The 17367-nt window shown below is 43.0% G+C and carries 20 protein-coding genes; 2 read left to right on the forward strand and 18 right to left on the reverse strand.

The window, feature by feature from the left end:
- Positions 1 to 215: 215 nt before the first annotated feature.
- Positions 216 to 689 (reverse strand): SprT family protein, encoded by a 474-nt coding sequence (locus tag CU633_RS10925; protein ID WP_101660365.1) that lies wholly within the window; start codon positions 687 to 689, stop codon positions 216 to 218.
- 91 nt (positions 690 to 780) lie between these two features.
- On the opposite strand from CU633_RS10925, the gene cmpA reads away from it, so the two are divergent.
- Positions 781 to 894, forward strand: a complete 114-nt coding sequence (gene cmpA / locus CU633_RS10930) for a cortex morphogenetic protein CmpA (RefSeq protein WP_101575378.1) — start codon at positions 781 to 783, stop codon at positions 892 to 894.
- A gap of 25 nt (positions 895 to 919) precedes the next feature.
- On the opposite strand, the gene CU633_RS10935 is transcribed toward cmpA, so the two are convergent.
- From CU633_RS10935 to acpS, 14 genes are all read right to left on the reverse strand, one after another.
- Positions 920 to 3085, reverse strand: coding sequence for a Tex family protein (locus CU633_RS10935; protein ID WP_374703364.1), 2166 nt, complete (start codon positions 3083 to 3085; stop codon positions 920 to 922).
- 109 nt (positions 3086 to 3194) lie between these two features.
- Complete coding sequence (locus tag CU633_RS10940) at positions 3195 to 3794, reverse strand: PP2C family serine/threonine-protein phosphatase (protein ID WP_101660369.1); 600 nt, start codon at positions 3792 to 3794, stop codon at positions 3195 to 3197.
- Positions 3791 to 4582, reverse strand: a complete 792-nt coding sequence (gene sigB / locus CU633_RS10945; RefSeq protein ID WP_101660371.1) for an RNA polymerase sigma factor SigB — start codon at positions 4580 to 4582, stop codon at positions 3791 to 3793. The genes CU633_RS10940 and sigB overlap by 4 nt, the downstream gene beginning before the upstream one ends.
- Positions 4560 to 5033 (reverse strand): anti-sigma B factor RsbW, encoded by a 474-nt coding sequence (rsbW, locus tag CU633_RS10950; protein WP_101660374.1) that lies wholly within the window; start codon positions 5031 to 5033, stop codon positions 4560 to 4562. The genes sigB and rsbW overlap by 23 nt, the downstream gene beginning before the upstream one ends.
- Positions 5030 to 5362: an anti-sigma factor antagonist gene (locus tag CU633_RS10955; protein WP_101660376.1), complete on the reverse strand. Its 333-nt coding sequence runs from the start codon at positions 5360 to 5362 to the stop codon at positions 5030 to 5032. Before CU633_RS10955 ends, rsbW begins: the two co-directional genes overlap by 4 nt.
- Before the next feature lie 58 nt (positions 5363 to 5420).
- The gene (locus CU633_RS10960; RefSeq protein ID WP_101660378.1) at positions 5421 to 6431 is read right to left on the reverse strand and encodes a PP2C family protein-serine/threonine phosphatase; all 1011 of its coding nucleotides are present in this window, start codon (positions 6429 to 6431) and stop codon (positions 5421 to 5423) included.
- A 10-nt stretch (positions 6432 to 6441) separates the two neighbouring features.
- On the reverse strand, positions 6442 to 6843 hold the full coding sequence (locus CU633_RS10965; RefSeq protein ID WP_101660380.1) for an anti-sigma regulatory factor: 402 nt from the start codon (positions 6841 to 6843) through the stop codon (positions 6442 to 6444).
- A 4-nt stretch (positions 6844 to 6847) separates the two neighbouring features.
- On the reverse strand, positions 6848 to 7204 hold the full coding sequence (locus tag CU633_RS10970; protein ID WP_101575386.1) for an STAS domain-containing protein: 357 nt from the start codon (positions 7202 to 7204) through the stop codon (positions 6848 to 6850).
- On the reverse strand, positions 7201 to 8034 hold the full coding sequence (locus CU633_RS10975; protein WP_101660382.1) for an RsbT co-antagonist protein RsbRA: 834 nt from the start codon (positions 8032 to 8034) through the stop codon (positions 7201 to 7203). The genes CU633_RS10970 and CU633_RS10975 overlap by 4 nt, the downstream gene beginning before the upstream one ends.
- A 637-nt stretch (positions 8035 to 8671) precedes the next feature.
- The gene (gene ndoA / locus CU633_RS10980) at positions 8672 to 9022 is read right to left on the reverse strand and encodes a type II toxin-antitoxin system endoribonuclease NdoA (protein WP_009795787.1); all 351 of its coding nucleotides are present in this window, start codon (positions 9020 to 9022) and stop codon (positions 8672 to 8674) included.
- 4 nt (positions 9023 to 9026) lie between these two features.
- Entirely contained in the window at positions 9027 to 9308 is a 282-nt protein-coding gene (locus CU633_RS10985; protein ID WP_101660523.1) for a CopG family ribbon-helix-helix protein, read from the reverse strand.
- A 242-nt stretch (positions 9309 to 9550) separates the two neighbouring features.
- Positions 9551 to 10711, reverse strand: coding sequence for an alanine racemase (alr, locus tag CU633_RS10990; RefSeq protein ID WP_101660384.1), 1161 nt, complete (start codon positions 10709 to 10711; stop codon positions 9551 to 9553).
- A gap of 246 nt (positions 10712 to 10957) precedes the next feature.
- On the reverse strand, positions 10958 to 11971 hold the full coding sequence (locus CU633_RS10995) for a LolA family protein (RefSeq protein WP_101660386.1): 1014 nt from the start codon (positions 11969 to 11971) through the stop codon (positions 10958 to 10960).
- Positions 11972 to 12190: 219 nt separating this feature from the next.
- Positions 12191 to 12547: a holo-ACP synthase gene (acpS, locus tag CU633_RS11000; RefSeq protein WP_101660388.1), complete on the reverse strand. Its 357-nt coding sequence runs from the start codon at positions 12545 to 12547 to the stop codon at positions 12191 to 12193.
- A gap of 111 nt (positions 12548 to 12658) precedes the next feature.
- On the opposite strand from acpS, the gene CU633_RS11005 reads away from it, so the two are divergent.
- Positions 12659 to 13372, forward strand: coding sequence for a rhomboid family intramembrane serine protease (locus tag CU633_RS11005; protein ID WP_101660390.1), 714 nt, complete (start codon positions 12659 to 12661; stop codon positions 13370 to 13372).
- A gap of 76 nt (positions 13373 to 13448) precedes the next feature.
- Here the strand turns inward: CU633_RS11005 and CU633_RS11010 are convergent, their stop codons facing one another.
- The 3 genes from CU633_RS11010 to CU633_RS11020 all read right to left on the reverse strand — a co-directional run bounded on the left by CU633_RS11010 (position 13449) and on the right by CU633_RS11020 (position 17072).
- Positions 13449 to 14882 carry a PH domain-containing protein gene (locus CU633_RS11010; RefSeq protein ID WP_101660392.1) on the reverse strand — a complete coding sequence of 478 codons (1434 nt, stop codon included), beginning with the start codon at positions 14880 to 14882 and terminating at the stop codon, positions 13449 to 13451.
- Entirely contained in the window at positions 14875 to 15354 is a 480-nt protein-coding gene (locus CU633_RS11015) for a PH domain-containing protein (RefSeq protein ID WP_101660394.1), read from the reverse strand. Before CU633_RS11015 ends, CU633_RS11010 begins: the two co-directional genes overlap by 8 nt.
- A gap of 248 nt (positions 15355 to 15602) precedes the next feature.
- Complete coding sequence (locus tag CU633_RS11020) at positions 15603 to 17072, reverse strand: DEAD/DEAH box helicase (protein WP_101660396.1); 1470 nt, start codon at positions 17070 to 17072, stop codon at positions 15603 to 15605.
- Positions 17073 to 17367 lie beyond the last annotated feature (295 nt).

Below are 17367 nucleotides of genomic sequence, written 5' to 3' on the forward strand. Positions count from 1 at the left end.
AAGGCTAGATGCGGCTCGATGGGTACAACTCGCAGTCCATTCATGGTAGCTTCGCTCGTTGCTTTACCACTGAGCTACTGCGGAATATTTATATCTGAATAAAGCTGAACTTCCATCATTATCGACTCTTACTATTATAAAAACCTCAAGCATATAAGTCAAGATGATTTTTCATATCTGTGGATAGTTAAAGGTTGCATCAGCTTAACGTTTCATTAAGGTAATGCAACCTCTTTCACTTTTATCAGTCTGCCTTTACATTTACCGCAAACGTATTTAGATGTGTTCACTGTCCGTTTCCGGTTATAAAGCTGTCCGCAATGTTTGCATTGGTATACAAGCATTTTACTGAACGTTTTCTTTTTAGGTTTTTCCGGCAGTGTGGAACAAAAACGGGGCGCATTTACTTGTTTAAGCAGGGTCTTGAAATCATAATCACGATGTCGGTAACCTTTACCCTCAAGGTGGAGATGATAATGGCAAAGCTCGTGCTTAATAATGCCAATTAACTCTTCCTTGCCGAGCTGTTCAAAATACTTCTTGTTGATTTCTATATTGTGGGAGTGAAGGAGATAGCGTCCGCCCGTTGAACGGAGACGCGGATTAAAAGTAGCCTTATGCCGAAAGAGCTTATGAAAAGATTGAATGGATATTTGCTCGACCAATCTTTGAAGTTCATCATTATTCATGGTGCGTCTCTCCTTTGGGTGAACATGACAACCTATTATAGCATACATTATATATACCTTTTGAAATGAAAATGATTAGGGAGGTATCATTATGCCGGCCTGGTTCCAGAATCAAATGAAAAAGGCATTTTATGAAAAAAATAGTTACCAAATTAAATTATTAAATCAATGTTGGTTTTTTTACCAAAAAAAACACTGCTCTTAACAGGCAGTGTTTTTTCAAGGGCGATCTACTCGGCAGGCGCAAGCATCGTCAGCGCCACCCTGCCTTTTTGTTTGTCGACACTGTCAACCCAAACCGTGACGACATCCCCAACAGAAACGACATCCAACGGGTGCTTCACAAACTGGCGGCGCAGCTTCGAAATGTGTACCAAACCATCCTGTTTGACCCCGATATCGACAAAAGCACCGAAATCGACGACATTTCTTACGGTTCCCTGAAGTTCAAGTCCGGGCTTTAAGTCTTCCAGCTTGAGAATATCCTGCTTTAACAGTGGTTTTGGCAATTCATCACGCGGATCCCGCTCCGGCCTTACCAAAGCTTCGACAATATCCTTTAAAGTGAGCTCGCCAATTTTCAATTCAGCGGCAGTTGCTTTAATATCCAAATGATTTAGAGATTCCTTTAACGCTTCTGTGCCGAGGTCTGTTGAGGTGAACCCAAGCATGCCTAACAACTTTTTAACTTCAGGATAACTTTCCGGATGGATTGCAGTCCGGTCAAGGGGCTCGCTCCCGTCAATAACCCGAAGGAAGCCGATTGCCTGCTCATATGTCTTGGCGCCAAGACGGGGTATGTTTTTCAACTGTTCCCGGCTCAAAAATTTACCTTCTTCATCACGTTTTTTAATTACATTGTTGGCGACCGTTTTCGATAAACCGGCGACATACTGCAACAGAGACGCTGATGCTGTATTCACATTGACGCCGACCTGATTTACTGCTGTTTCCACAACGAATGTGAGCGACTCAGATAATTTTTTCTGGGACACATCGTGCTGGTATTGGCCGACGCCGACTGATTTCGGATCAATCTTAACGAGCTCGGCTAAAGGATCCTGAAGCCTGCGGGCAATCGAAACTGCGCTTCTTTCTTCCACCTGGAAATCAGGAAATTCCTCTCTCGCAATATCTGATGCCGAATAAACACTTGCCCCTGCCTCATTGACAATTAAGTAGAAAATCTCTTCCTCAATCTCTTTGAGGACATCTGCAACAAATTGCTCTGTTTCCCGCGAAGCCGTTCCATTGCCGATTGCGACCATTTCGACGTTATATTGCTGGAGAAGCTTGATTACCTTCTCCTTTGCCTCTTTTGCTTTTGAAACGGGCGGATGCGGATAAATGACTCCTTTTTGCAAAACTTTTCCGGTCTCATCGACAACCGCCAGCTTACAGCCTGTCCGGTATGCAGGATCGACTCCAAGCACAACCTTTCCTTTTAATGGTGGCTGGAGCAACAGGTTGCGAAGATTTTCAGAAAAAATATGGATCGCCTGCTCCTCAGCCTTTTCTGTTAACTCATTGCGGATTTCACGTTCAATCGACGGTTGGATAAGCCGCTTGTAGCTATCTTCAATAGCTTCCTCTACGAGCTGAGCTGTAATTGAATCGCAGTTTTTTACCCATTTTTTCGTCAGGAAGCCAATGATTTTATCAGCGTCAGGCTTGATGGTCACGCGGATAATATCTTCCTTTTCACCACGGTTTAAGGCGAGTATGCGGTGCGGAACGATTTTGCTTACCGGTTCACTGTATTCATAATACATTTCATAAATGTTTTTTTCATCTTTATCTGCATCTTTTACGGCCGTTTCAATTAAGCCTCTCTGACTTGTTTCTCTGCGGATCCATTTTCTGCTGTCTGCATCATCAGAAACGATTTCAGCAATGATATCTTTTACACCGGCAATCGCTTCTTCAATCGTAAGAACTCCTTTTTCTTCGGATAAAAACTCATTTGCTTTTTCATCCACTGAACCTTCCTTTGGAAAAGCCATGATCCATTCGGCAAAAGGTTCCAACCCTTTTTCCTTCGCGACAGTCGCCTTTGTCCGCCGCTTCTGTTTATAAGGCCGGTATAAATCTTCGACTTCCTGCAGCTTGTTTGCCTTTTCGATTTGCGTTTTCAAATCATTCGTGAGCTTTCCCTGTTCATCAATTAAACGGATAACCTCTTCTTTTCGATGCTCCAAGTTTTGAATATATTGCCACCGATCCATAATATCGCGGATTTGCACTTCATCCAGTGCTCCTGTCTGTTCTTTTCGGTACCGGGCGATAAACGGGACCGTATTCCCTTCCTCCAATAAAGAAATGACACTGCCTACTTGTTTGCCAGTAATCTTTTGCTCCGCTGCAATCAAATTTATATATGTAACTTTTTTTTCAATTGTTGTCTCCAAACTTTAAGCCTCCCGCGAAAAACAAAGTGTTTTATCCCATTTTACAAAAAGTTTGCATGCTTTGCACGATTATACAAACAAAAAAGAGCTTACTGTGTTATTGAAGTAAGCTCCCGATTATAAAGGTAGTGTCATCGCTTGTGGTCATATATTTCGATTTAATTTCATTAGCGATAAGTTCGAGCGGAAGAAATCCTTTGAGCAAAGATTTTGCTCCCTGCAAATGTAAACCGTCAGAATGGATGAGAAATTTCGAGCTTGGCTCATAAAGAAACCGTTGAGTATGAAAGGACTGCGGTCTTCCTGATAAATAACCAGTTACCGGCAGGGGATATGTGAGCTTACCGGAGGGGGAATAGAGAAAAAACCGGATATTGCCTACGGAGCTGTATACAAATTCCCGTGTTTTAAAATAAACCTTGAATATCGAGACGGCAGCGCCTCTTTTTTGCAACAGCGCTTTATTGCAAAGATTCATAAGTGTTTCTACATCATCCCCATGATGTTGTTCTACCGCAGCTATAACAGCGGACGAAGCTTCAAATGCATGTTTCCCACTTCCGAGTCCATCTGCTACAACACAGATAAAATATTCTTCGGTTTCCTTATAGTAATAAGCATCTCCGCATTCCTGCCTGCCTTCTTTTGCGGTTTGGTGGGCTAAAATTTCGACCTTTTCTTTGGCTGAATTGTTCATGAAAGGCACTCCGAGTTATTCACCTCAGCATGGATGGCTTCTTGCAGTTTCTTGATGGCTCTCCTTTGCAAACGCGAGACATGCATCTGAGAAATTCCCAATTTGTCACCTGCATCCTTTTGGCTCATATTTTCCAAATACGTATATTGAATGATTTTCTTCTCACGATCGGTCAGCACATGCAACACTTTTTCCAGCACCATTCGCTGGTTAACCTTTTCGTAGCCTTCGTCAATATTTCCAACAATATCAAGTAAGGTGACCGTGCCACCGTCAGAATCCGCCTCGATTGAATGATCAACAGACAGGGCCTGGTAGCTTTTGCCCATTTCCATTGCTTCGAGCACTTCCTCTTCGGAAACCTCAAGTGCAGCAGCAATTTCTTCAACTTTAGGAGAGCGATGCAGCTCCGTCGTTAAATTCTCCACCGTTGTCTTGATTTTTGGGCCGAGTTCCTTGATTCTGCGCGGAACATGGACACTCCACGTTTTATCTCTTAAAAAACGTTTGATTTCGCCAATGATTGTCGGTACTGCAAAAGCTTCAAAGCTTTTCCCGAAAGTTTCATCATAGCGGCGGATCGCCCCAAGCAAGCCAATCATTCCGACTTGGAAAATATCTTCATGAAATGATCTGCCTTTTGAATACTTTCTTGCGATTGTTTCGACAAGGTTCTGATATTGAAGGACGAGCTGATTTTGCGCTTCTTCATCCTGATGCAGCTGATATGCTTTAATTAAGTCGTTCGTTTCTTGCTTGGATTGGTTAGGTTGAGAGTGTTTCTGCATCCATCTCCACCTGCTCTCCTTCCAGGTATTTGGTCATGAAGACCGTCACACCCTCTTTTTGATGGATTCGAACTTCATCCATCAATGTTTCGATAAGATAAAGGCCTAAGCCTCCTTCGCGCAAAAATTCAACAGAATCGGTTTGTCCGTATGGTCCAAGGCCTTCGCGGGCAGATTGGAAGTCAAAGCTTTTGCCGCTATCTGCAACCATCACTTCCAGGCGGTCAGGATACAAGCCGAAGCCGATTACAACCTCACCCTGTTCATTTTGCCTGTATGCATGTTGAACTGCATTCGTACATGCTTCACTCGTAGCAATCTTCAAGTCCTCAATCTCATCATAAGAAAACCCCAGTCTGCTGGCAATTCCAGATAGGGTTAACCGAATAACTCCGACAAATTCCGGTTTTGCAGGAATTTTCATTTCAATATAGTCAAACGGCTGATTCATTGCACTCCACCTTCTATCTCGCTGTTTATATCAATAATATCGGCAAGCCCCGTAATCTCAAACAGCCTTTTTAACCGTTCAGACAAGCCCACCAGTTGGAATTTCCCGCCATGCGAGCGGACATTCTTAAAGGCTCCGACAAACACACCTAAACCTGTACTATCCATATAGGAGACTTCGGAAAGGTCCACAAGCATTTCAATCCCCTTTTTCTCGGACATCGGGAATAGGGCTTCGCGGAGTTTAGGCGCAGTGTATGCATCAATTTCGCCGCTTACTTTTACTTCGACCACAGTTTCTTTTTCATTTACATCTATTGTTAAATTCATTTTTTTGACCCACCTCTTTATCTCAATTGCTCTTTTTGTTTACCCTTTTCTAAAAACATTAAACATCTCTTTTTAAAATGATTAACGTAAAGTCGTCACGCAATTGAAAATGCTGAAGCTTTTCAAGTTCCTTATATATATTATTTACAATCTCCTGAGCACTTAAGTGATGGTATTTCCTGATATACCCGATTAATGTTTCTCTTTCGATAAATCCCTCTTCTGTCCGGCACTCTGTTACTCCATCCGACATCAGGACAATCATATCTCCCGGCTTGACTGCCTTTTTGAATTGGGCGTATTTTGTACGCTTGTCTACTCCGAGCAGCAAACCCTTCGCTTCCAATTCAAAAAATGCATCCTGTTCCGAACAGTAATAAAAACCAGGCTCGTGACCGGCTGATGCATAATAAAAAATATTTTCGACCGGATTAAACATACCGTAAAACATCGTAATAAACATGCTTGGATCGACATTTTGCTCGACGACACGGTTGAGGTTTTCGAGAATCACGCTCGGCTCATTCCGATTTTCAGGCAAACTGTCCATCGCATATTTGATCATCGACATGCAGAGAGCGGCGGGAATTCCTTTTCCAATAACGTCTGCAATCGCAACGCTTATATAATCATTTTCATCCTGGACAAAATGATAGTAATCCCCATTCATGTGCCTGGCGGGCACACTAATTGCTCCAATATCCAGCCCGTCGATTTGCGGAACTTTTGTGCCAAGCAAGGTTTGCTGGACGTTAGCGGCAATTTCCATTTCCGACCTTAGTTCCTGCTGCATATGCCTTAATGTTTGATGTTCCCGGTAAGCTAAGCCATATCCGATCATCACTTCCAATAAAATATCAAACGAGTTCATGACATCGTTCGGAAGATCGGGATAAAGTTCAGTAAGAAGACCTTTATGAAGGCTGATAATTTCTTCCGGTGAAATTTTATGTTCAATCGTTTTCCGGCTGAATTTTTGACTTGCATATAATGCCTGTTCATTCTGTTCTTTTAAATAACTTTCTAATATTTCCCGGTACTTTGACTCCATCGAATCGCGAAAATCCATGATTTACCCCCTAACGGAGCCATTTTGTTGCTTTTATATCTGTTCCATTTCCTGGCGATGAATCGATATCAAATTCATCCATTAATCGCTTAACACCCGGCAGCCCGGCCCCCAGTCCGCCCGATGTTGAAAATCCATCTTCCATCACTTGGCGCAAATCACTTATCCCGGGTCCGCTATCCATCGCATGAATCAGCAGCCCTGGTTTTCCGCCATCATATATTTTTTCGATGCAAATTTGTCCTTGCCCGGCATATAAATAGATGTTCCTTGCCAGTTCGCTTATCGCCGTTGTAATTCTTGCCTGGTCAACTGTTCCGAACCCAAGCTCTTTTGCAACATTCCGCCCAAGCTGACGGGCTGCAACAATGTCCCACTCATTTATAATCTTAACGCAGGATTGGATTCCCATACAGTCAATCCCCCAGTTCCAGTTGCAATTTCTCCAACCCTTTTTCTAAATCTAAAGCTGTGAGGACATCATCCAACCCAATCCCCAATTCTATCAGCGTAATAGCAACGGCAGGTTGTATTCCGGTAATGACAACTTTTGCACCCATTAGCTTGGACATGCTAATGACATCTCCCAATACTTTTGCAATAAACGAATCGATAAAATCGATCGAAGTAAGGTCGATCACGACTCCGTTTGCGCTTGTTTCATGAATTTTATGAAGCAAATCCTCTTGGAATTGGAGTGCGGTTTGGTCATCCAACTCCCATTGGATGGAGACTAATAGACAATCATGCAATTTTAGAATAGGTATTCTCACTCTGCTCCCTCCACATTCACAATTTTGCGGTTTGTAATGGCTAATGCCGCTTCAATTCCCTTTTTCAAGGTGTTTTTCGTCGTAAATTGATTCAATTCAATTCCTAAATTCACAATGGTTTGGGCAATTTCCGGACGAATTCCGACAAGCATGCATTTGGCCCCGACTAAACGGACAGCATCTGCTGCCTGGATAATATGGTGCGCTACCATCGTATCAACCACCGGGACTCCTGTTATATCAATCAAAACCACTTCCGAACGGTGTTTAACAACGCCGCTCAACAGGTTTTCCATAATCTGCTTGGCCCGTTCTGTATCGATCGTACCGACGAGCGGCATCACCGTGATCTTTTCAAATACGGGAATTAACGGTGCAGATAGCTCTTGCAACGCTATTTTTTGCAGGGAAACGGTTCTTTCCCAGGTAGTGGAATACATGCTGACGATTTCATTTGTCATCGGTGTCAGCCATTTATCAAAATCGTAAACGATATCCATCTGATTTTCCCGGGTAATAAGGCCTGCTTCTTGCATTCCCTCAAAGACAATTTTCCCGAACGTCTGCAAACCTTTCGTTACAAACGTTAATGGCCAGCCCAACCGGACCACCTTTTCAGCAAAGTCAGACAGTTTTGCAATAAATTCTTCGTTGGAATCTTTTATATTAGATACAATCAAATCAATAAATTCGCGGCTTGTCCCAATAAACACCTGTTCGGACGCCACGCGCATAATGCGTTCATCGGCCTGTTCCTTTATTTCCTCGATCCAGTCCGTTAGGATTGCTTCTCTATTGGTTTGAATGTAATCAACAATTTGTTTGTTCATTAAACAGAACCCTCCCCAATTCTATCACAGAAAAATTAACCGTACCGATTTCTTATACACTGTAAAATAAATTTAAATTTGTAAACTAACTTCAATAATCCGTATCTGTATTCCTTACAACTATTTAATGATAACAAATCCTCTTCGTCAAATTAAATACTACAGGAATGAAGGGATTTCCTGCAAACAACAAACCTTTTAAGAACAAAAAAAGCAAGCTGTCCAAAACAGCCTGCTATGCAGAAAAATGAATCTTCACGATGATAAATAAACAGTATGGCGGCTGCCCCTCTGAACTTTCTTGCACATCAAGGAAGCGTTTACCCCCGCACGGGTCAACTTTTCACCGTGTCATCATTATGATAACTTTATACATTTAAAATTCCGTCCAGCGGCCAATAGTAATCCAATTAAAGTTATTTTCGGCAAGTAAACGAATGGAATCAAAGCCATAAGTTTTATAGGGAACCCAATATCTTCTGTTCATGCCGGATGATATGCGCAGTGGAGATTAAACAAGCAACAACTTTTGTTTTGGAGAAGTGATCTTTTGGAAGCACTCATTGTGTTCAGGAACGCTACTCTGCTTTCTTTTTTCAGTAAAAAAACGCCCTTTCACCAAAGAGCGTGCTTGCAGTTAAAATTCGATGAGACCCAAACTTATCTGCAAGGCTTCATCCACTTTTTCCATCATTTCGTCATCGAGATGTGTAATCTTATCGGTTAACCGCTGTTTATCAATAGTACGAATCTGTTCTAATAGGATGACCGAGTCGCGTTCAAAACCATATCGTTTCGCATCAATTTCAACGTGAGTAGGCAACTTTGCTTTTTGAATTTGTGCTGTGATTGCGGCTACAATGACTGTCGGACTAAACCGATTCCCGATGTCGTTTTGGATGACTAACACTGGACGGACTCCACCTTGTTCTGAACCAACAACTGGGGATAGGTCCGCAAAATATACGTCACCACGTTTGACAATCAAGGGATTACCCTCCGCTTACTAGACGTTCAACTGTGTGTTCTGCCTCATATTCTGCCTGGAATGCTTCAGATGCAATCGTCAAATTAATTTTGGCCATTTCCATATAGCCCCGTCTCATTGATTCACGAATTTGTCTCTTTTTTCGCTCACGCAAATACATTTTCGTAGCTTGGTAAATAAATTCGCTTCTGTTTACATTTTCTTGCTTAACAAATCCATCTAATTCGGTTAAAAGATGTTGCGGCAATTTTACCATGATTTCTGTTGTTGCGCCGGATTCTGACACAAACATACACCTCCACCATCGACTACACACCATTTTTAGTCTCTACTATTTCTAATATTATCACTATTCAAGGTCCATGCAAAGACTATTCAGCAATTCTTCTGTATTATCGTCCAAAAAAATCAACTTTTATGCATAAAAGCACACCGAATCCCTCCTTCCAGTGCAAAATAAGCAACTTAAAAGGTTTGTCATCGGTTATTTTTTTGCTTTTTAAAGGGATCGATCCCGCCACTCCTATACTATGTCAGCAAAGCATTGTTTATGGCTAACATTTTTCCGTTTTGTTTAAATATCCTCGGTACCCGGTTTGAAATCACGCAGAGAATTTCATAGTTGATCGTTTCGAGCTTGGAAGCAATCTCGTTTATGGAAATTGTTTCCGTTTTTTGCGAACCAATCAGGGTACACTTTGTTCCAGGCGGCACATAATCCGGCAGCTTGACCATGCATTGGTCCATACATATCCGCCCAACAATCGGCACCCTCCTGCCTTCCACCAGGACATCCTGGCCCTGAAGCTTTCGGATCCAGCCATCCGCATAACCGATCGGCAGCGTGCCGATCCATTCATCTTCTTCAGCTTCATATGTTGCACCATAGCTGACCTTTTCACCTTTACTGATTTTTTTAACATGGATAAGCCGCGAATATAATGAGAAAGCTTCCTTTAAAGAAATCGGCAGTTGAGGCTCAATTTCAAGCGACGGGGTTAACCCGTACATGGCGATGCCGACGCGCACAGCATTAAAATGAGCTTCCGGAAATCTCATCGATGCCGCACTGTTGCTGCTGTGGATATAGCGTGGACGGTTGTCCAGAACGCCAAGCAAATCATTGAAGCGTTCCAGCTGCTCCCTAAAATACGACAGGTCCAGCTCATCCGCTGTCGCAAAATGAGTATAAATACCTTCCATGCGAATTTGGCGGTTATTCGTGATCGCCGCTTCGAGTTTCTTAAGTTGATCCCTGGTGCCGACGCCAATTCTGTTCATCCCGGTATCCACTTTAACATGTACCGATACTTCCAAATCCGGTTTTAAAATGCCCGCAGCCTTGAGAAGCCACTCCTCTTGAAAAACAGTCAGGGTAAGATTTAACTCAGCTGCGACATTTATATCTTCCGGGCGGCTTGCACCGAGAATAAGGATCGGAGCTGTGATTCCTTTCCTCCTCAGTGCGATTGCTTCGTCCATAAAAGCGACAGCCAGCATCGATGCACCGGCGCGAAGGGCTGCTTCAGCGGTTTGAAAATCGCCATGTCCATAGGCGTTTGCCTTTACTACAGCAATCATTTCCACCTCGTCAGGCAGCAAATTTTTTATTGATTTCAGATTATCTTCAATATTGTTTAAATCTATCTCAACCCAGGTATCCCGATAAAAACTTCCTTCATATTCCACCTGCTCCACTTCCTCCTGAATCCGTTCAACGCTGTTTATTTATCTTTAAAAAGCTATATCCTTGATTATTATGCTCAAGCACCGCCGATGTCAAATGAAGAAATTACTATCCAGCCCGGTTCGCGGGTCGCGTTCCGCTTCTCGCAAGGCTTTTTAACCTCCAATCAGATTCCTTGAGACTTTTAAAAAACGCTCCAAATAGACATAAAGCAGGCTCCCGGTCGGAGCCTGCTTGAAGCATTGTTATTATTTGCTTACATTCCCTTGTACAGAACGGGCGATCATGACCATTTCTTCTTTTGTTAAATCGTTGGAAGCGACCATATAGTCGACTCCCTGATGAGTCCATGTCACCATATTGTCAGCCAAAGCTCCAATCGTAAACCCCAGATCGACCGGATCACCATTCATTGTCGTGGCCGAGGCTGTTGACTTCACCACTTCCGCCTTTTCTTGCACAAACGTGAACGACTTTTCTCCATCATAAGTTAAAACGACCCGCTTTCCATCCGCAGTTGCAATTTCCTTTTCATCTTTCAAACTGGCCCCAGGAATCTCTGCTGTTGGGTACTTTACTGTAAATTCGATGTCGTTCAGGTTGGCCATCACTGGCACCTCCAATTGGGCACCGGTCATATTTTTCTTCATGTCAAAGTCGTTTTTATCAAAAGTGGCATCGAACTTTACATTGGAAAACTCCACCGTTACTAATGCTTTCCGGTCAGGATCCATTACTTTGACACTGACAGGGGCCAAGTCTTTTTTGTTTAAGGTGATTTCTTGTAAAGGAAGCATCTTATTATTTTGGTACCGTGTCTTTGTTTCAAAGACATAACCGTCTTTCGTTGCTTTAAATTTTGCTTCATTGTCTTCAATTATGTCCGTAATTAATGATTCATATAAATAGGCCTGGCTGCTGTTTTGCGGCCATTCACTCTGGAAACGGAAGCTCTTGTTAAGAGCGGGAGTCAGGACAAATACTCCTTCTTCGTTTCGGAGAATCATCTGGCTTTGGTCCTTCTGGGCATTTTTTAGATTGACCCGGTAGAAATCAGGTTGTTTATGCCAAATTTGAACATCATACTCCTGCGGCTCCGTCCCCATTTGCAAGGTCATTTTTGCATCAGCCTTGTAGCCCTTCATTTCCTCAAGCTTGCCGTTCAGTTCCCGCACAACATCCTCCTGTGATTTTGAACCGCATGCAGATAAAACGAAAATGACCATTAGCCCGGCGAGAAGCAGCAACCATTTCTTCTTCATTTTTCCAACCCCTTTTGTCTCATTTCAAACACGGTTTACGGAGAGTAAAAGGATGATCAGACATTGGCGCCAGAAAGATTTCCCGATCTGTTGGAGTGATCCTTTAAAAGGGCTTACGCCAATGTTCCCGCCTTTTTGCCTTGTCTCTCCCGTTGCACACTATGAATATATGAGACAACCTTAATGAATATGCCGGGCCGGATGACAAGCTTTTAGTTTTCACAAAATTTTTTCTAAGACAACCTGGGCTACCGCATATTGGCGGCTATGGGAAATCGACAAATGCGCGTTCGTTTGGAAAGGCTTAATGAAAAACGGCTTTCCTTTCTCATCAACAGCCACCTCGATATCCAAAAAGGACAGATCTTTTCCGATTCCGGTTCCTGCCGCTTTCGCAAAAGCCTCCTTGGCTGCAAATCTTCCTGCCAAATATTCGATTCTTCTTTTAGAAGAAAGCCGTTCAAATTGCTTAATTTCGGCATTTGTCAAAACCCGCTCGATAAATTTCGGCTGGGAAGAGACGATTTCAGAGATCCGCTCCAGCTCGACAATATCCACTCCAATGCCTGAAATCACATTCATCATCCTTCTATTTCAAATTTTTATTGCATAAACAATAGTACAAATAATGGTTTTCCTCTATCGTTCCGGGATAGAATGTATGTATATCAATTCGGGGGGTTAATTATGTTTACGAGAACCGAAAGCTTTCGGGAGTTTATCCGATTTTACCCAGTTATCACCTTTATTCTCATTTTACATGCAGTACTGTATCTATTAACAGCTCTTCCTCTATTTCCCCGCATACTTTTATTTGAAAAATTGGCCGGAGTGAATCTGTTTATAGCTGAAGGACAATGGTGGCGCCTGTTTACACCTATGTTTATGCATGCCGGCTTTGCACACGTCCTTTTCAACAGCTTCTCCCTTGTATTATTTGGACCACCCCTCGAGCAAATGCTCGGCAAAATAAAGTTTATTCTTTTATACACGGTCAGCGGGATTCTTGCAAATATCGCCACCTTTATATTGATGCCTTTAACATATACACATGTTGGATCAAGCGGGGCGATTTTCGGGCTCTTCGGCTTTTATCTGGCGATGATCACATTTAGAAGACATATGCTTTCCCAGCAAAACGCCCAAATTATTTTAACTATTTCTATCATCGGAATCGTAATGACGTTTTTCCAGCCAAATATCAATATAACCGCACATCTTTTCGGACTTATAGCTGGATTTTTAATCGGGGCTTTCTCTTATTCCGGCTCAAAAGATATTTACAAGCAAGTGAGAGGCAACAGTTCATGGAGGCCACCGGGGAACCGAAAATCTTTCTGGCAGATGCTCCTTTGGGGCAGCGTTGTCTTGCTCGCTATTCTCGGGCTGGTTAATCGGTAAGCTTCAACAAGGAGAAAAGCACCCCTGTACGAGGTTTGACAGGGATGCTTTTATTTGCGTCTGCCTTTGTCTACTTTCAATCTGTTCCGGAATACCATTTATATATTTGAATTGCATCGTGTTTTTCGATGTCAACGACTTTTCCTCCGCCGGCACCGATTCCCGATATCACGAACGCTTCAACTGTTGCCAAGTCTTTTTTCTTTTGAAAATAGCTTTCTTGATTGCTTAAAGATTGGATTCTTGTTTTTTTCATATACACAGTATTTTTAACAAGCCCCCGGTATCTTAAGGCAAGCTGCTGATTCTCCAGATTCCATCCCGCATCTTTATACATTAACAATGACCAGATGGCTGCAGGAAAAAAGAGCAGCAGGGACAAATATCCCCAGGGATGGAAGAAGAAAGCCGGCACAACGGCGAATGGAAAAGCAATCAGCAATCCTCTCGTCACATATCTCGCTTTCGCCCTTTGCGGGGCCGGGACAAAGATTGCTTCAAGATGATAGTCGTTCAAAACATTTTGCAAAAGACCGGCGACCTTGTTTTTTCTAATGACCGGCAGCAATAAAACCTGCGATTCATCTCCTTTTTCGAATGATCCTCCGCCGCTTTCCAATGATACAGAAGCATAACCAAGTGACTGCCTGATCAGGTTCTCTCTAATTCTCACAGCCTGGATCCGCTTTAACGGAATCGTCGTCTGGCGCTTTTCCAAAAGGCCCCTTGAGATCACTAAATCATCGTTAATTCTTTTAACAGTAAAATCAGCATATTTAAACATCGTCCCAATTACGGCAAGCACCCAGGCAATGATAAACCCGATGAATATGAGCGTGCTTACAAAGACAATTCCGCTTTGAATAAATCTTTCAAAGCCCGCGAACAAGCGCCGATAAGGAATGATTTCATCAAATTGAAAAAAGAACGCAATCACGGCAGAAATGACTACCCCGACACCTCCGGAAGTAGAAGCAAGCAGGAGCAGTTCAGATGGAGTGATTTTATAAATGAGTTCTTCTTCCGTTTCATTCAGTTTGTCGACGGTGGTGCGGCGATTATTTTTCGCGGACATCAAAATCTGTTGAATGGCATCTGCTTCTGCCTTTGTAATCGCGGTTAAAACAGCCTCCGGTTCGTTCAAGCCCATTCCTCCCGCTGTTTCCACTTTTACTTTGACAAGCCCGAACGGACGATGGAAAATCCCTTCTGAATAATCAAGACTTTGAATTCGTTCAAAGGGAATATAGCGTTTTTTTCTAATGATGATTCCGTGTTCAATCCTCAATTCACCGTCTTCTACCCGGTAAGTAAACCTGAGCCAGGAAAGTACGCCCCCTGCCAAAACAAGCAGTACCGATCCAATTGAAATCAACCAGAAAACCAAATCAGCGTTTGTTCCATTTCCACCCAAGAAAACGAAAATGATAAATGGAACGATCAATTCCTTCAGATTCCTGGAAAAATTATGAAGTGTTGAAATCGGGTGCAGGCGTTTCGCTTCAAACATCTTCATCCGCCACCCTTGCCAGTTTTGAAATAAAGAAACGAAGCTCTTCCGCTTCTCCAACATCGACGGCAGGAATTTCATGAACCGTCGCGGCAGTTGAAATCGCCACTGTCGCCAGACCGTATTTTCTTAATAGGGGCCCCTGCCGGGTGTCGACATGCTGGACCCGAATCATCGGCACAAGCGTCCTCTTAATAATAAATATCCCTTGCCGGAGCTCAATCTCTTGCTCTCTAACCTCGTAGCGCCAACGCTTCCAGCGAAGGGAAGGAAACAAATAAATATTAAGATAGCTGTAACTGAGCATGACAATGACTGCTGCTCCAATAATCCAAATCGGCCAGGAAAAAATAAGCGATAAAATAATAAGAGCAACTCCAGCCAGGCTAACAAAAACAGACTGGATTGTACCTGAAAGTCTCCACACTTTCAACGCCTGTTCAGAAATTCTTGTTTGCGGTTCTAGTATCACGGCAGTATCCTCCTGCGTTTTCCTTTTATATCCCCTTTAAGTATACATGAACAGAATACATTTAAAGAAGATGCTGTTATTATTACGCAGAAGCTATGTTAAAAGTTTTATTAAAAAAAACACCAAATTCTCACGTCATTCGAAAGCTTGCCTCATTAATCGAAAACAAGCGGAATCCCGAGTTTTTCACACAGGTAAGGGGTGTCATCAAGCGTGAATGCGAAAAAAAGAGAGCAAATGCTCTCTTTTTAACGGTAACTTTTTGAATTGGTTGGCTGGCTGCTTCGCTTAGTGCCGGAACGCGGCTTATAAGGGGCTTTTCTTCGATTATTGGCATCATAACCCCTTTTATTATCATAGCCTCTGCCGCGGTCATTTGAACTGCGGTCTCTCCTCGGCGGGCGGGGAGCTTCTTCTGTCAGCTTAACTGGTGTCGTATCAGGTTCTTTCGTAATCATTTTCAATACAGCTGCTACAATAGTGGCAGCGTCCTGCTGTTCAAGCAATTGTTCCGCTGTTTGTTTATACGGCTGCAGGTTATTGTTTTCAATCGTTTGGAGAATTTTATCGACAGCAGCTTTCTGCTGGCCTTCAAACGCTTCATGTTGAGTTGGCGGCTTTAACAGTTCCATCCGCCGTTTTGTTGTTCTTTCGACAACTTTTAAATAATCTCTTTCACGGTAAGTAACAAATGTCATCGCCATTCCTGTTTTTCCAGCACGGCCGGTACGCCCAATCCGGTGGACATAACTTTCAGGATCCTGCGGAATGTCGAAATTATAGACATGAGTCACTCCAGAAATGTCCAGGCCGCGCGCGGCAACATCGGTGGCAACAAGAACATCGATTGAACCCTCTTTAAATTTGCGCAATACAGAAATGCGTTTCGCCTGGCTCAGATCGCCATGGATTCCTTCCGCCATATAGCCGCGAAGATTCAATGCTTCGGCAAGCTCATCAACGCGCCTCTTTGTCCTTCCAAATACAATCGCCAATTCAGGAGATTGGATATCAAGAAGCCTTGTCAAAACGTCAAACTTTGTCTTCTCTTGCACTTCTACATAATACTGCTCGATTAAAGGTACCGTTACCTCTTTTGCTTTAACGCGGACAACTTGCGGATCCTTCATGAATTTTTCAGCCATTCTCTGGATTGGGGCTGGCATCGTTGCCGAGAAGAGAAGCGTTTGCCGCTCTGTTGGAATTTGGCCGAGAATTGCTTCAATATCATCAATAAAGCCCATGTTCAGCATTTCGTCCGCCTCATCAAGAATCGCCATTTTTACATGATTAAGCCGCAATGTTTTACGGTTAATATGGTCTAAAATCCGGCCTGGTGTACCTACAATGATATGAGGGTTTTTCTTTAAGGCGCGGATTTGCCGGTTAATGTCCTGCCCGCCGTAAATCGCCAGTACGCGGGTTCTTTTCCCATAACCGATTTTATATAGCTCCTCAGAAACCTGGATGGCAAGTTCACGAGTTGGTGCAATGATAATTCCCTGGATGACGTCCTGGTCTTTATCGATTTTTTCAACTAAAGGAATTCCAAATGCAGCCGTTTTCCCGGTCCCTGTTTGGGCCTGGCCGATGATATCTTTGTTCTCAAGGCTCAACGGAATCGTCTGGGCTTGTATTGGTGTTGCTTCTTCAAATCCCATTTTCTGAACTGATTTCATTAATGCGGGGCTTAAACCTAAATCTTGAAACTTTGTCAATTTTCATTCTCCTTCTGTTCGCACAAAAATTATAAAAGGTTTGCATCTTTTCGGAGGGGCTCCTATAGCCAAGATTGCAACCAAATCCGACTCTTCAGCTAAATTCCGCAACTAGCTGGAGCGCCTGCCAGAGTAATATGTGAAGTGATGGCTGGTCGCTTAAATCACGCATCCCAGCAAAACACAAACCTGTTCACGGTGTTTCGCAAAAAAAGACATTCTCCATCAGGAGCATGTCCGCTTGAAAAAGAAATTTCTCTCTTAGGCACTTTGATGTTAATCTTAGCATTTAACT

Source organism: Bacillus sp. V3-13, from assembly GCF_002860165.1.
In the GTDB taxonomy this organism is placed as follows: Bacteria; Bacillota; Bacilli; order Bacillales; family Cytobacillaceae; genus Bacillus_BJ.

What these genes read in the sequence shown, in the direction of transcription:
- CU633_RS10925 (WP_101660365.1), bottom strand. Translation starts at nt 689, where the DNA reads ATGAATAATGATGAACTTCAAAGATTGGTCGAGCAAATATCCATTCAA.
- cmpA (WP_101575378.1), top strand. Translation starts at nt 781, where the DNA reads ATGCCGGCCTGGTTCCAGAATCAAATGAAAAAGGCATTTTATGAAAAA.
- CU633_RS10940 (WP_101660369.1), bottom strand. Translation starts at nt 3,794, where the DNA reads ATGAACAATTCAGCCAAAGAAAAGGTCGAAATTTTAGCCCACCAAACC.
- sigB (WP_101660371.1), bottom strand. Translation starts at nt 4,582, where the DNA reads ATGCAGAAACACTCTCAACCTAACCAATCCAAGCAAGAAACGAACGAC.
- rsbW (WP_101660374.1), bottom strand. Translation starts at nt 5,033, where the DNA reads ATGAATCAGCCGTTTGACTATATTGAAATGAAAATTCCTGCAAAACCG.
- CU633_RS10955 (WP_101660376.1), bottom strand. Translation starts at nt 5,362, where the DNA reads ATGAATTTAACAATAGATGTAAATGAAAAAGAAACTGTGGTCGAAGTA.
- CU633_RS10960 (WP_101660378.1), bottom strand. Translation starts at nt 6,431, where the DNA reads ATGGATTTTCGCGATTCGATGGAGTCAAAGTACCGGGAAATATTAGAA.
- CU633_RS10965 (WP_101660380.1), bottom strand. Translation starts at nt 6,843, where the DNA reads ATGGGAATCCAATCCTGCGTTAAGATTATAAATGAGTGGGACATTGTT.
- CU633_RS10975 (WP_101660382.1), bottom strand. Translation starts at nt 8,034, where the DNA reads ATGAACAAACAAATTGTTGATTACATTCAAACCAATAGAGAAGCAATC.
- CU633_RS10995 (WP_101660386.1), bottom strand. Translation starts at nt 11,971, where the DNA reads ATGAAGAAGAAATGGTTGCTGCTTCTCGCCGGGCTAATGGTCATTTTC.
- CU633_RS11005 (WP_101660390.1), top strand. Translation starts at nt 12,659, where the DNA reads ATGTTTACGAGAACCGAAAGCTTTCGGGAGTTTATCCGATTTTACCCA.
- CU633_RS11010 (WP_101660392.1), bottom strand. Translation starts at nt 14,882, where the DNA reads ATGTTTGAAGCGAAACGCCTGCACCCGATTTCAACACTTCATAATTTT.